General features: G+C 55.2%; 11 protein-coding genes. 5 read left to right on the top strand and 6 right to left on the bottom strand.

Annotated elements, in window-relative coordinates; translation table 11 throughout:
• Window positions 1–5: 5 nt before the first annotated feature.
• Entirely contained in the window at window positions 6–803 is a 798-nt protein-coding gene (locus LG198_RS02600) for a sulfite exporter TauE/SafE family protein (protein WP_230342048.1), read from the bottom strand.
• 154 nt (window positions 804–957) lie between these two features.
• On the opposite strand from LG198_RS02600, the gene LG198_RS02605 reads away from it, so the two are divergent.
• From LG198_RS02605 to LG198_RS02615, 3 genes are all read left to right on the top strand, one after another.
• Window positions 958–1,884, top strand: coding sequence for a CysB family HTH-type transcriptional regulator (locus tag LG198_RS02605; protein ID WP_230341608.1), 927 nt, complete (start codon window positions 958–960; stop codon window positions 1,882–1,884).
• 228 nt (window positions 1,885–2,112) lie between these two features.
• A complete protein-coding gene (locus tag LG198_RS02610) occupies window positions 2,113–3,600 on the top strand; it encodes a helicase HerA-like domain-containing protein (protein WP_230341609.1) in 1,488 nt (495 codons plus the stop codon).
• An 18-nt stretch (window positions 3,601–3,618) separates the two neighbouring features.
• Window positions 3,619–4,179, top strand: coding sequence for an IMPACT family protein (locus LG198_RS02615; protein ID WP_230342049.1), 561 nt, complete (start codon window positions 3,619–3,621; stop codon window positions 4,177–4,179).
• A 75-nt stretch (window positions 4,180–4,254) separates the two neighbouring features.
• Here LG198_RS02615 and LG198_RS02620 read toward each other — a convergent pair whose 3' ends face one another.
• From LG198_RS02620 to LG198_RS02640, 5 genes are all read right to left on the bottom strand, one after another.
• Entirely contained in the window at window positions 4,255–4,914 is a 660-nt protein-coding gene (locus LG198_RS02620; protein ID WP_230341610.1) for an OmpA family protein, read from the bottom strand.
• A gap of 147 nt (window positions 4,915–5,061) precedes the next feature.
• Window positions 5,062–5,868, bottom strand: coding sequence for a formylmethanofuran dehydrogenase subunit C (locus LG198_RS02625; protein ID WP_230341611.1), 807 nt, complete (start codon window positions 5,866–5,868; stop codon window positions 5,062–5,064).
• Window positions 5,865–6,773, bottom strand: a complete 909-nt coding sequence (gene fhcD, locus LG198_RS02630) for a formylmethanofuran--tetrahydromethanopterin N-formyltransferase (RefSeq protein ID WP_230341612.1) — start codon at window positions 6,771–6,773, stop codon at window positions 5,865–5,867. Before fhcD ends, LG198_RS02625 begins: the two co-directional genes overlap by 4 nt.
• Window positions 6,773–8,449 carry a formylmethanofuran dehydrogenase subunit A gene (locus LG198_RS02635; RefSeq protein WP_230341613.1) on the bottom strand — a complete coding sequence of 559 codons (1,677 nt, stop codon included), beginning with the start codon at window positions 8,447–8,449 and terminating at the stop codon, window positions 6,773–6,775. The genes fhcD and LG198_RS02635 overlap by 1 nt, the downstream gene beginning before the upstream one ends.
• 22 nt (window positions 8,450–8,471) lie before the next feature.
• On the bottom strand, window positions 8,472–9,767 hold the full coding sequence (locus LG198_RS02640) for a formylmethanofuran dehydrogenase subunit B (protein WP_230341614.1): 1,296 nt from the start codon (window positions 9,765–9,767) through the stop codon (window positions 8,472–8,474).
• A gap of 271 nt (window positions 9,768–10,038) precedes the next feature.
• Here LG198_RS02640 and LG198_RS02645 point away from each other — a divergent pair, with 271 nt between their 5' ends.
• Both LG198_RS02645 and LG198_RS02650 read left to right on the top strand, forming a co-directional pair.
• Window positions 10,039–11,049, top strand: coding sequence for a beta-ribofuranosylaminobenzene 5'-phosphate synthase family protein (locus LG198_RS02645; RefSeq protein ID WP_328484875.1), 1,011 nt, complete (start codon window positions 10,039–10,041; stop codon window positions 11,047–11,049).
• Between the two features lie 154 nt (window positions 11,050–11,203).
• Window positions 11,204–12,103, top strand: coding sequence for an NAD(P)-dependent methylenetetrahydromethanopterin dehydrogenase (locus LG198_RS02650; RefSeq protein WP_230341615.1), 900 nt, complete (start codon window positions 11,204–11,206; stop codon window positions 12,101–12,103).
• The last annotated feature ends 3 nt before the right edge of the window (window positions 12,104–12,106 follow it).

Consider the following 12,106-nt stretch of genomic DNA (forward strand, 5'->3'; position numbering starts at 1 on the left):
TCACTTTATGCTAGAACAAATTTCAAACCGATCAGTAACAGAATCAATGCCAAGATCGGGCGTAATACTTTTTCTGGAATCTTGGCGCTTAGGTGGCTACCAATCCAGATGCCGGGAAGCGAGCCAATCAGCAGGCTGCCCAGCAATGTAAAATTCACATGGCCCAGTGTCCAATGGCCAATGCCTGCCAACGCGGTAAGCGGAATGGCATGGGCCAAGTCTGTGCCAATAACTTTTAATGTGCTCATCTTCGGGTAGAGCAACAGGATGGCTATAGTGCCCAAGGCTCCTGCACCTACTGAAGATAGCGTGACCAAGGCACCCAGTACCGCGCCAGTCAAAACGGTAGCAGCGATCTGTGGGTTGCCTTGGAAGCGGCCTGTGCTAACGTTGCCGGTTTCTACTTCGCGTTCATGCTTGGGCATCAACAGGCTGCGAACCAGCAAGGCGCAGGCAGTTAAAATCAATGCGATACCGAGCGCGTAAGTAATGAGCCCGGTCACTTCCTTGCCTATAGCCATCAAGTGTTTGATGACATAAATCGTGATGACTGACATGGGTAAACTACCCATTGACATCAGTCCTACCACTTTCCAGTCAACCGACTTGTGCTTGCCGTGGTGTACCCAGACTCCGCCTGTTTTGGTCAAGGCGGCAAATAATAAGTCTGTTCCTACTGCCACAACAGGCTTGAAGCCAAATAGGAAAACCAAAAGCGGCGTCATGAGAGAACCGCCGCCAACTCCGGTGATGCCTACAAGAAAACCCACGGCAAAACCGGAGAGAATGTATCCTATGTCCATGAGTTGATTGTTGTTTTTATCAGGAAGTCTGGTTGTCCAGTTAAAAAACACTTCCCGAAAAAGCCTTTTATTATAACAGGTTAATTCAGTAAGTTAATAGTATGTTATGCTATGTATATGTGATTTTGTTATAAAACAAAGGTCGAATGGCATAATGAAAATACATCAATTGCGGTATATCCGTGAGGTTGCCCGTCAGGGCTTGAGCGTATCCATTGCAGCTGATGCCTTGCATACCTCCCAACCTGGGGTAAGCAAGCAGATCCAATTGCTTGAGGATGAGCTTAACCTGCAGATATTCAAGCGCAACGGCAAGAGGCTGATTGGAGTCACTGAACCGGGACAAATTATACTGCAGTTAGCCGAGCGCGTCATGATGGAGATGGATAACATCAAGCGTGTCGGCGACGAGTTTTCGCATGAAGATTCTGGTACTTTAACGATTGCGACGACCCATACGCAGGCACGTTATCGCTTGCCTGCGGCGGTCAAGGAGTTCATGCAGCGTTATCCCAAGGTCAAGTTGACCATTCACCAGGGCAATCCGACACAAGTTGCAGAACAGGTTCGGAGCGGTGAAGCTGACATTGGCATCGCAACTGAATCCATCAGCAGTTTTGATGACCTTTTGTGCCTGCCTTGCTATCAATGGAACCGTTGCGTGGTAACGCCGCAAGGTCATCCATTGCTCGCGGAGCAGCCGGTCACGCTGGAAAAGATTACGCGCTATCCATTGATTACCTATGACTTTGGATTTACTGGCGGCTCTCTTGTCAGTCGCGTGTTTGAGAAGGCTGGCTTGAATCCCAATGTAGTATTGACGGCGATTGATGCCGATGTGATCAAGACCTATGTCAGTCTTGGGCTCGGGATCGGCTTGCTTGCCAGCATGGCTTACGACCCGCAACGCGATAGCCATTTGGCGATGCTGGATGTGAGTGATCTCTTCCCGCCAAGCACGACTTATATCGGTCTGCGTCGCGATGCCTACTTGCGTGGTTATTCCTATGCTTTCATCGAGTTGTTGGCGCCGCATTATTCCCGCAAGGCTGTCGAGTCTGAATTGAAGACCACCGGATAGAGTGGGACATGATTTTTAGCGCTCAATGGTTGTAGTAGCACTCCCCGGTTTTAGAGCGGCTAACAATACTTAGCGAAGATTCTGGCTAGGCGCTTTGCCTCAGGCAGTACAGTAACAACGCCGCCAGGAGAATGCTGTTAACCGCTCTTAGGCTGCTTGCCATGTATCGACGGAATAATATCTGCTATCGTTGGTGACCAGCGTTCGATCAATCGTTTTCGAGGTTTTATGACACCTATTCCTTTAGCCAAGAGCACAGATTTCCTTTACCTGTTGCCAAGAATGGCAAACCGTCATGGCCTGATTGCAGGGGCAACAGGCACAGGCAAGACCGTCACGCTGCAAGCGATTGCTGAAAGCTTCTCCCGCATGGGGGTGCCCGTGTTTCTGGCCGATGTGAAAGGCGATCTTGCGGGAATCAGCCAGCCTGGCGGCGGGAATGCCAGAATTGACGCGCGGGTTGCACAGCTAGGGCTGGAGGATTTCAGTTTTGCGGCCTGCCCGGTGACGCTCTGGGATGTGTTTGGTAAGCAAGGCCACCCGATCCGCACCACAATCGCGGAGATGGGGCCTTTGCTGTTGGGGCGCATGCTCAACCTGAATGATGTGCAATCTGGTGTATTGACCGCCGTTTTCAAGATTGCCGATGACAATGGCTGGTTGCTGCTGGACCTCAAGGACTTGCGTGCCATGATCCAGCATGTAGCCGAGAATGCTGCGCAATACAGCGCGCAATACGGCAATATTTCCAGTGCCAGCGTGGGAGCAATACAACGCGCATTGTTGCAGCTTGAGCATGAGGGCGCAGACCAGCTTTTCGGCGAGCCGGCATTGAATCTTGATGACATGATGCAGACCGACCAAAAAGGCTGGGGGATAGTCAATATCCTCGCAGCCGATACGCTTTACAACTCGCCTCGTGTCTATGCGACTTTGCTGTTGTGGTTGCTGTCCGAGCTGTTCGAGAAGTTGCCGGAAGTGGGCGACCTTGAAAAGCCCAAGTTGGCTTTCTTCTTCGATGAAGCCCATTTGTTGTTCAATGATGCTCCCAAATCGCTGCTGGACAAGATTGAGCAGGTGGTGCGCCTGATTCGGTCCAAAGGGGTGGGGGTCTATTTCGTCAGCCAGAATCCGCTGGATATTCCTGATGTCGTACTCGGGCAGCTAGGCAACCGGGTGCAGCATGCGCTGCGTGCATTCACCCCGCGCGACCAGAAGGCGGTCAGGGCGGCGGCTGAAACATTCCGCACCAATCCTGCCGTCAAGGTGAGCGAGGTGATTACCGAGCTTGCAGTAGGCGAGGCATTGGTTTCCTTCCTCGATGACCATGGGCGTCCAACTCCTGTCGAGCGCGCATTCATCTGCCCACCTGGAAGCCGCATTGGCCCGCTGACGCCTGTTGAGCGCGAGCAATTGATCAAGCGCTCCATCGTCTATGGTCATTATGAAAACAGTATTGACCGTGAATCTGCCTATGAAATTCTCAAGGGGCGGGCAGCAGAGGCTCCTGCTGAGCAGCAGGATGCCGATACAGGCTTTGATTGGGGCGGTTTATTTGGCGGTGGCGCCAAGAAATCCGGCAAGTCATCGAACAGGCAAGGCGTGCTGGAAACCGCGGCTAAGAGCACTGCGCTGGCAATAGGTTCGGAATTGGGACGGCAGATATTGCGTGGCGTGCTTGGCTCCATCCTTGGGGATAAGGGCCGCAAGCGATAATGGTGTAGGGGTGTTGTGTTGCAGATCATTATCCAGTCCGGTCAGGCCGAACAGACCATTAACAAATCCCGTTTTGTCGCCATTGCCGAGTATTGTGCCGATGAGCGTGCCGTGGGGATGGCGCTGCGCCGGCTGGCGGCAGCCCATCAAAGCGCACATCACCTGGCGTATGCGTTCCGCCTCAAGACGCCGCAAGGCATCGTCCAGCGCTTCAGCGATGCCGGAGAACCGTCAGGTACCGCAGGTAAGCCGGTGTTGCAGTTCCTGGAGGGGCGAGACCTGATCAATGTGTGTGTAGGCGTGATCCGCTACTACGGCGGAATCAACCTCGGCACAGGTGGCCTAGCGCGTGCTTATGGCGGCACGGCCAAGATGGCGTTGGATGCTGCCCGTACCGGGCCATTCGTCGAAATGCAGCAAGTCCGCCTGGTGCTCGATTACAAACAGCTGGATACCTTCACGCGCGAGCTGGCGAAAATCAATGGCGAGATATTGGACAAGGCATTTGGTGAACATGTGACCGTCATTGCGACAGTCCCGGCGAGCGAGATTCCACATTTACAGCAGAAGTATGGGTGAGGCAAAAATATACCCAGTAAAAAAGCCCACAAATGTGGGCTTTTTTACTGGGCATTGAGTCAGAAACAGTCGTGCTTATTGGGCCGCTTGTTCGGGCTCGGCAACAAAAATTTCTACACGGCGGTTTTGAGCGCGGTTGGCCGGGGTGTCATTATTGACGAGCGGCTCACGAGAGCCGCGACCATCAATCGTGAAGCGGTCGGAGGTGATGCCGCGTGCCGTCAGGTAGTCGCGGGTATTGGCGGCACGATTGAGTGACAATGGGTTGTTGATCGCGTCAGAGCCGGTATTGTCGGTATGGCCGACAATGGTGACCTGGGTGCGGGGATTGTTCTTCAATGTCGTGGCAAAACTGTCCAGCACGGAACGGAAGTTGGGCTGGATATCTGCCTTGCCGGATGCGAAAGAAACGTCGCTTGGGATAGCAAGCTTGAGCTGGTTATCTTCAGTCTGGCTCACCGCCACACCTGTGCCCTGGGTGGCTTCTTCCATTTGGCGTTTTTGTTCTTCCATGCGCTTGGACCAGACGTTGCCGGCAATCGCACCCGCCCCAGCCCCAACTGCAGCGCCAATGGCAGCCCCCTTGCCTTTGCCGGCGATTGCGCCAACAACGGCGCCTGCGCCCGCGCCAATTGCGGCTCCCTTCGTGGTTCCTTTTTGGGTCTCGGACATATTCGCACAGCCGCTCAAAGCGAGGGTTGCGATGAGTGCGCTTACAGTAAGTTGGGTCTTCATGATTTTCCTTTTTAGGGTGATACAGCAACATTGGGCAGCTTAAATCGTCCCAAGTTCGCTGCAAAGGCGATTAACAATTGTTAATACTTGAATATAAAAAAGCCCGGCCTGTCGGGCTCGGGCTTTTGATTGGAGCAGCTCAGGAGGTTACTTGAATACCAGGATTTCACCTTTGCCGTCATTGGCAATATCGCCAGAATAGCGTTGTACACGGTTCTTGTTGATATTGGCAAACTTGCTGGGCAGGTTGCGGAACGACTTGAACATCAGGCTCAGGAAGGGCAGGGTATGGGTGCCGCAGTCCTGCAAGGTTGCATGCAGCTTGGGTTCCTGCGTCAGCAGCAATGTGCCACGGCGCATGCCGTAACCCACATATTCACCGACGCTGCCGAGTACGCCTATGGTGCCGGCCAGCATGCGTGAAGCGAGATAAGCGCCGGCGTTGCCCTCGATCAGGATAATGCCGCGGCGCATCTGGTCGCCAGCGCGTTCGCCTGCATTGCCGCTGATGAGGACGATACCGCCCTTCATGCCCTTGCGGTCGCCAGGCAGCGCTGCGGCGAGAAAGTCGCCGACATTGCCCTTGACCTCGATCAGGCCGCCTGCCAGACCGCTGGCGACAAAGGCATCTGCATTGCCGTTGAGGACGATATGGCCGCCACGCATCTGTAGACCCAAATAGGAACCGGCACCGCCATTGACGGTGATGCGTCCCGTCTTCAGTTTGTTGCCAATGAAGTCCAGCTTGCCATTGGCATTGTTGAAGACGATGTCGGCTGCATCATCGCCAGCAATGTCAAACAGGCTGTCCACGCGCAATTTCTCGCGGCCACTGTCGAGCGGGATGGCGGCAATATCCGCTTGGCTCTTGCCTGCCAGGTTGTCGGGAGTGAGTGGAGAGAGATCCACGCGTTGCTGTAATGTTGCTTTTAGAGTGAAGGTCAAAGCGCTCATGCCATGATCTCCCTTAACTTGAAGTGATAGGGACCGAGTTTGCCGCCGTAGTTGCCGGCGGAAATGCGCTTGATGCCGTTCTTGGCGCCCAGTTCGCATGCGGCAGCGATGCCTGCGCGCATGGCGACGCGGATGTCCGGATCGGTGAGGCCGTCGATCACGATTTCCATGACGGATTCGATCTCGGGAGAAAGCTCGGTCTTGGTGATGCCTTTGAGCGTGGGGCAGAAGGCATCGTTGGTCGATGCGATCAATGCCTTGTACTTGGAGCCGACCTTGGAGCCGGAGCGCACTACGCCGCCGGGGAAAGGCATGATGACATTGGGTACCTTGCTCATGGCGTCAATCGCGGCTTCGCATGCGGCGAGTGCCTGTGGCTGCGATTCTGCCAGGATCAGGAAGTTGCCGCCGCCAACCGAGCGGATCATGCCGGTGCTTTCTTCGGTGAGGAATTCTCCGTCCATCACGGGGACGCGCCAGTAGCGCTTGCCGTTGAATACCTTGGATGTCTGGAAGCCATCGCCGAAGAAGCGCAGATTCTTGCCCAGGTTGATCTTGGTAATCTCCGGGTATCCCTCGTCAATACCTGAGAATGCAGCAGCGGTGGGGCAGGTCAATACGCACTGGCCCATACGGGTTTCCAGTTGCTTGATCAGCACCGCGCTGCTCATCGCGAACATGAGGATGGATACGCCAGGGCGGCCGTCTGGGGTTTCTTCGGGAGTGAGTTCGCGCTCTATGCCTGCTTCCACGCCGCAGGCAATCACCGAGGTGGCAAAGCCAGTCATGGCGCGCGCTGCGTTATAGGCCCAGCGCAGGTTTTGCGCGGTGATGATGACACGGGTGCCGCGCATGCCGAAGGCTTCGGCAAAGGTGTCGTCTATGGTTACGCCGTTGATAATCATTATGCTGTCTTCTCCCTTCGACCCTTGGACTCCTGAACAATCACCTTGCCGCGGCCGTCGTCTTCAAGCTCGGCGGCACTGACCTTGTAATTTTCCATGTTCATGGTGTGGTAACGGTCGAAATATTGCTTGAGATCCTTTTCAATGCTGCGGTCAAAGTCGGGTTTGACCGTATGCGTGCTGCCCCAGGTGACCTTCACGACTTGACCGTCCCTCACTACCAGCTCGCCATCCTTGAATACATAGTCAGGCTTGGCAAACATGGCTTCGCGGTCGGGGTTGTCGGTATAGACGGTAATGTCGCCGGCCCCGCCGACGCCGAGGTGGCCGCGGTCGTGCAGGCCGACTAGCTTGGCAGCGCCGGCACGGGTCATGATGGCAATTTCGTACAGGCTGTATTCACGATCAATCGAGGTCAGCGTGCTCATGGCCTGGGCATCCAGGTTGAGCTTGGTGAACATGTCATTGCGGAAGCTCTTGTCCATCAGCAGGCGGATTAGGTGCGGGTAGCTGGTGAAAGGCGCGCCGTTCGGGTGGTCGGTGGTGAGGAAGATGCGCCATGGGTCTTCCGTCAGCAGGAAGATTTCCAGGCCGATTGCCCATTGCAAGGCATTGACGAAGTTCTGGTCCTTATACTTGAACGGCACGACGCCGCAACCGGAGTCGCACTCGATGTCCATGAGCACAGACTTGTTCGGCGATGCGTGACCCGAGTTGGCATACTGGCGCATGGTGTCGCCGGAAGCGGTAACCGTTTGCCCAAACAGGATTTGGCCGACATCAGCCGAGACGTTCTTGTGTTTGTTGAGCGCTTCGGCAACAGCGGCTGCGCCCGAGGAGAACTTGCGGTCGCCTTCAGTACCGTAACTATGGAACTGGATGTGGGTGAGGTGGACAGGGTAGCCTTCGACCGCACCCATGGTCTTGAGCGTGGTTTCGACGTTGCCGGGCACACCGAGGTTATTGCCATGCACATGCAGCGGATGGGCGATGCCCAGTTCATAAACGGCACGGGTCAAGGATTGCAGTATCTCGCGCGGTGTTACCTGGTAGTGGATATTTTGCTCATCCAGGTCCAGTGCGCGCTGGTTGAACTTGAAGGCATTGATGCCGCCCGGGTTGACGACCTTGATGCCGATGGCCTGCGTCGCATGCAGAATCCAGGCGACATAATCGTTGATCGCGTTCTGGTCCTTCTTGGCTGCCAGCAGGCGCAGGAAGTAATCATCGCTGCCGATCATGGCGTAGCCACCCTTGTCCAGGATGGGGATGTCGCACATTTCCAGGTGTGACTGGCGCGCATTGACAGGGGACAGCGCTGGCTCGAAGCCTGCGGTGTATCCCATTTCTGCGTAGCGGTAGCCGGTATTCAGGGTGGATGGGGCGGCATGGCCACAGCCGGCGCGGCAGGCGTCAGTATGCGTGGTGGCGGAGTTGCGGTGGTCTTCCGGCAGCATCAGGCGGGCGATATTCACTTTGCCGCCGCCGATATGCGTATGCATGTCGATCGCGCCGGCCATCACTACCTTGCCGCGCAGGTCGTATTCCTGGTCTATGGTTTCATTATTTCCGGGACGGTCAATGATGCGGCCATCACGGACAAAAATGTCCATGACTTTGCCGTCAATCTGGTGCGCAGGATCATAAACCCGGCCACCTGTCAGTTTAATCAGCATATTTCTGGTTCCTTGATCTTGCTTAAGCGGCCTTGAGCGCAGACTCTATTGAAGAGAGCACGTCACTAAGTGTCGGCAGGCTGGTTTCACGCAGCTTGCGCAGTGGCAGCGTGACCGAGCTGTCGCTGCGGAACTGTGCACCATTGGCTTCCAGGCCAGGGATCGCAATCGGGATGAAGACATCCGGTGCCTGCTCGAACTGCATGGCGGGATGGCCGATGACGATGGTGGGCACATTGCTCTTGGGAGGAAGACGCTCGGGATTGAAGCTATTGATCCAGACTAGGACATCGGTTTCGCCCTCGGCCAGCAGGCGCGAGGTGTCGTAATGGTAAGGGTCGTAGTCAGGATAACCGCGGCGATAGGAGTTGCGGAACGGATAGCCGCTGATCCAGGTGCTGACGTTATAGGCCGTCACATCGCCGTCATTACCGCTCAGTGGCAAGCCGGCGCTGCGCGTAGTCTTGTTCAGTTCCTGCACGATGCCGACAATATTCTGGATGGAAAGCTCGGCATGCGGGAAATCCAGTGCGCTGCCTGTCCAGGCAATCACGCTGTATTTGGCTGCCTTGAGGCGTTCTGCCAGTTTTTCCAGTGCTTCGCGGGAAATGCCAGCGACGTTGTCTGTCTTGAGTGGTTTTCCAGCAACGATTGCGCGCAGTGCTGCGAGCACTTCAGGCACACGATCAAGATCGCAGGGCAGCACATCAGGCTGTTTGCCTGTAGGTGAAACGCCTGGTGTGGTATTCAGGTCGCGGCCGCCCAGGTAGACGATTTCACGCTCAGCAGTGTTCTCGGTGAACATTGCTTCCTTGTTCCAGATCACGCGCTCGAAAAAGCGCGGGAAGTAGCTGACGATGTCGGTACCGATGACCAGCAATAGATCAACCCGGTTTTTCACTTCGCTCAATGTGGTGATGTACCAGCCTGAGTTTTGCATGACCAGGATATTCTTCATTGAACTCTTGGAATTCATGTGGTCAATGGTGGCGCCAGCGCTTTCGGCAAGGTTCATGACCGCACGCATGCCATATACGTCTGTTGCTAGGCCGCCCAACAAAGGATGCTTGGCATGACGGAATAAAGCGGTGGCTTTCTCTATGGCTGCTTCCAGGGTGGAGGGCTGTCCATCGATTGCTGGTGCTGCATTGGTGCGTGGCCGTCCGAAGAAGGTCTTACTTTTGGGACAGGGCGGGGATTCGAGGGAAAGGTTGCCGTCAGCATCTCGATTGAGCTTGAGGTCGTCGCTCAGTAGCCCGTCAGCAGGGTAAGCAACAGCTTCCAGCGTGGCTGCCGGAAAATGGGTTGATTGGGTCATGTTCTCCATCCGAAAACTGGTTAGTTCCTTAAGGTCCATGCCTCGATCAGGCATGATGTAAACCGGTGACACCGATTGTTATTGCGCAGGCTTGTAGGCTGCAGGCGGGATTATACTCCTTGATCATGCCTGAGAAAAAGCGTGTGGACATGTCAATTCGTATTTGTGTGAAACCGCCTTCCAAGCCATCGCAGTGGGATGCGAAATTCTCGGGCTGGACTTTTTAAACCATGGTCGGCTGGGCTACAATAGCAGATTATTGGCGCCAAAAGTGCCGGTTTTTCGCAAGCTGAAGGAAATTATCATCAATAAGCAGGGCGTCAGTGTTGTTACCACGGCACGGTTGCATATGGGGTTCTTCGATCTCAATGGAGACTTGGGGCGCCGTTTCGGCAGTATCGGGGTTTCTCTTAATCAACCCGCTACCGAGTTGTACGCCTGGCATGCTTCCACTTTTACCGCAGAAGGGCCTGGCGCCGCGCGGGCCGTGCGCATGGCCAGGAAGCTGGCCGAATCTCTCCGCCTGGAGGGCGGTATGCATATCCGGCTGGTCAACACTATTCCCGAACATTCAGGCCTTGGTTCCGGCACCCAAATGGCATTGGCTGTCGGGCTGGCGCTCAATCGCCTGCATGACCTTGGGTTGATCATTCGTGATGTTGCGATGTTGACGGAGCGCGGGGCGAGATCGGGTATCGGCCTTGGTACCTTTGCCTCGGGCGGTGTCATTATTGATGGCGGGCGAGGCGCGCAGACGGTAGTGCCTCCGGTGATCGCCCGGGCTGAATTTCCTGAAGACTGGCGTATCATCCTGATTTTCGATCATACACAGACCGGTGTGCACGGCGAGGCTGAAATTGCTGCCTTTCGCAACCTTCCACAATTTCCGGCGGATGCTGCTGCTATCTTGTGCAGGCATGTGCTGATGCAGGCATTGCCGGCCTTGGCCGAGCATGATTTGCCGGCATTTGGCGCGGCAATTCGGGAGTTGCAGGTACGCACGGGCGATCATTTTGCACCTGCTCAAGGCGGGCGCTATGCCAGTCCACGCGTTGCTGAGGTCTTGGCATGGCTGGAGGCGGAAGGCGTGGCGTGTTTTGGCCAGAGTTCGTGGGGGCCGACTGGGTTTGCAATCCTGCCGGATGAGAATGAAGCCGAGCGCGTGATGGCAAGGTTACAGGCGCTATTCAGCCGTCATGGAGCCTTGGAGTTCTTGCTCTGTGAGGGGCGCAATGAGGGAGGCGTCGTGAGTGACCTCCCGGAAACTGTTGCGGTGGTTTAAGAGCGACTAACAACACTCTCCTGGCGCGTCGTTGCCTTGCCTTGTCGTACTGCTTGTACTGCCTGAGGCAGGGCGCCTAGCCAGGATCGCTTTGCTGAGTTTTGTTAGCCGCTCTAAGAATAATTAACTGGAATTTAAATCATAAGGTGGAATTATGGAAAAAGTATCGATATTGCATTTGATCACGGCAGCAAAGAATGCCAGCCCGTTTGATGTCAATATGGCATTTGACGCCGGTTTCGACAAAATCGTGCCATATACCAATGTTGAGTTGAAAGAAGTCACTGGCTTGGTGCAGGACGCGATTTTCTCCCGCAGTCCAAGCGGCGTAAAGCGTGAAAGCGTCTTCATCGGCGGGCGTGATATCGACGTGGCAATGGATATGCTCGACACGGCACGTAAAGCCATGGTGCCTCCTTTTGAGATTTCTGTATTTGCTGACCCGTCCGGCGCTTTCACGACAGCTGCCGGCATGATGGCGAAGGTTGAACAGCACCTGATCAAGAATTTTGGCGGTGATCTCAGTGGGCGCAAGGTCAGCGTATTTGGCGCGACTGGCCCGGTTGGCGGGTGTACTGCCGTGATTGCGGCCAAATATGGCGCTGAAGTTGAACTGGTTGCGCACCGCGCCGTGGCGGATGTGGAAGAAAAAGCGGCTTCCTACAACAAGCGCTACAACATTAATATCGGCTATACCGATGGCAGCACCGACGAGTTGAAGCAAAAGATTTTGCACCGCACCGATATTGCCTTGTGCGCCGCGGCTGCGGGCATCCAGGTGATCAGCCTGGCGCAGATGGCAGGTTCGCCTACCCTTAAGGTGGCGGCCGATGTCAATGCAGTGCCGCCAACCGGTGCCGAAGGCGTGGATGTGTTTGCGGATGGCGTGGCGATTCCTGGTACTAATGCATTCGGTATTGGCGCGCTGGCAATCGGCAACGTCAAGTACACCACCCAGCACAACCTGCTCAAGCAAATGCTCGAAGCAACTGAAAAGAAGGTTTATCTGGATTTCCTCGCTGCATTTGAGACTGCGCGTAACAGCATCAAGTAGCTG

The sequence above is a fragment of the Methylobacillus arboreus genome (assembly GCF_020532725.1).
GTDB classification, from domain to species: domain Bacteria; phylum Pseudomonadota; class Gammaproteobacteria; order Burkholderiales; family Methylophilaceae; genus Methylobacillus; species Methylobacillus arboreus.

What these genes read in the sequence shown, in the direction of transcription:
- LG198_RS02600 (WP_230342048.1), bottom strand. Translation starts at nt 803, where the DNA reads ATGGACATAGGATACATTCTCTCCGGTTTTGCCGTGGGTTTTCTTGTA.
- LG198_RS02635 (WP_230341613.1), bottom strand. Translation starts at nt 8,449, where the DNA reads ATGCTGATTAAACTGACAGGTGGCCGGGTTTATGATCCTGCGCACCAG.
- LG198_RS02625 (WP_230341611.1), bottom strand. Translation starts at nt 5,868, where the DNA reads ATGAGCGCTTTGACCTTCACTCTAAAAGCAACATTACAGCAACGCGTG.
- LG198_RS02605 (WP_230341608.1), top strand. Translation starts at nt 958, where the DNA reads ATGAAAATACATCAATTGCGGTATATCCGTGAGGTTGCCCGTCAGGGC.
- fhcD (WP_230341612.1), bottom strand. Translation starts at nt 6,773, where the DNA reads ATGATTATCAACGGCGTAACCATAGACGACACCTTTGCCGAAGCCTTC.
- LG198_RS02650 (WP_230341615.1), top strand. Translation starts at nt 11,204, where the DNA reads ATGGAAAAAGTATCGATATTGCATTTGATCACGGCAGCAAAGAATGCC.
- LG198_RS02610 (WP_230341609.1), top strand. Translation starts at nt 2,113, where the DNA reads ATGACACCTATTCCTTTAGCCAAGAGCACAGATTTCCTTTACCTGTTG.
- LG198_RS02620 (WP_230341610.1), bottom strand. Translation starts at nt 4,914, where the DNA reads ATGAAGACCCAACTTACTGTAAGCGCACTCATCGCAACCCTCGCTTTG.
- LG198_RS02640 (WP_230341614.1), bottom strand. Translation starts at nt 9,767, where the DNA reads ATGACCCAATCAACCCATTTTCCGGCAGCCACGCTGGAAGCTGTTGCT.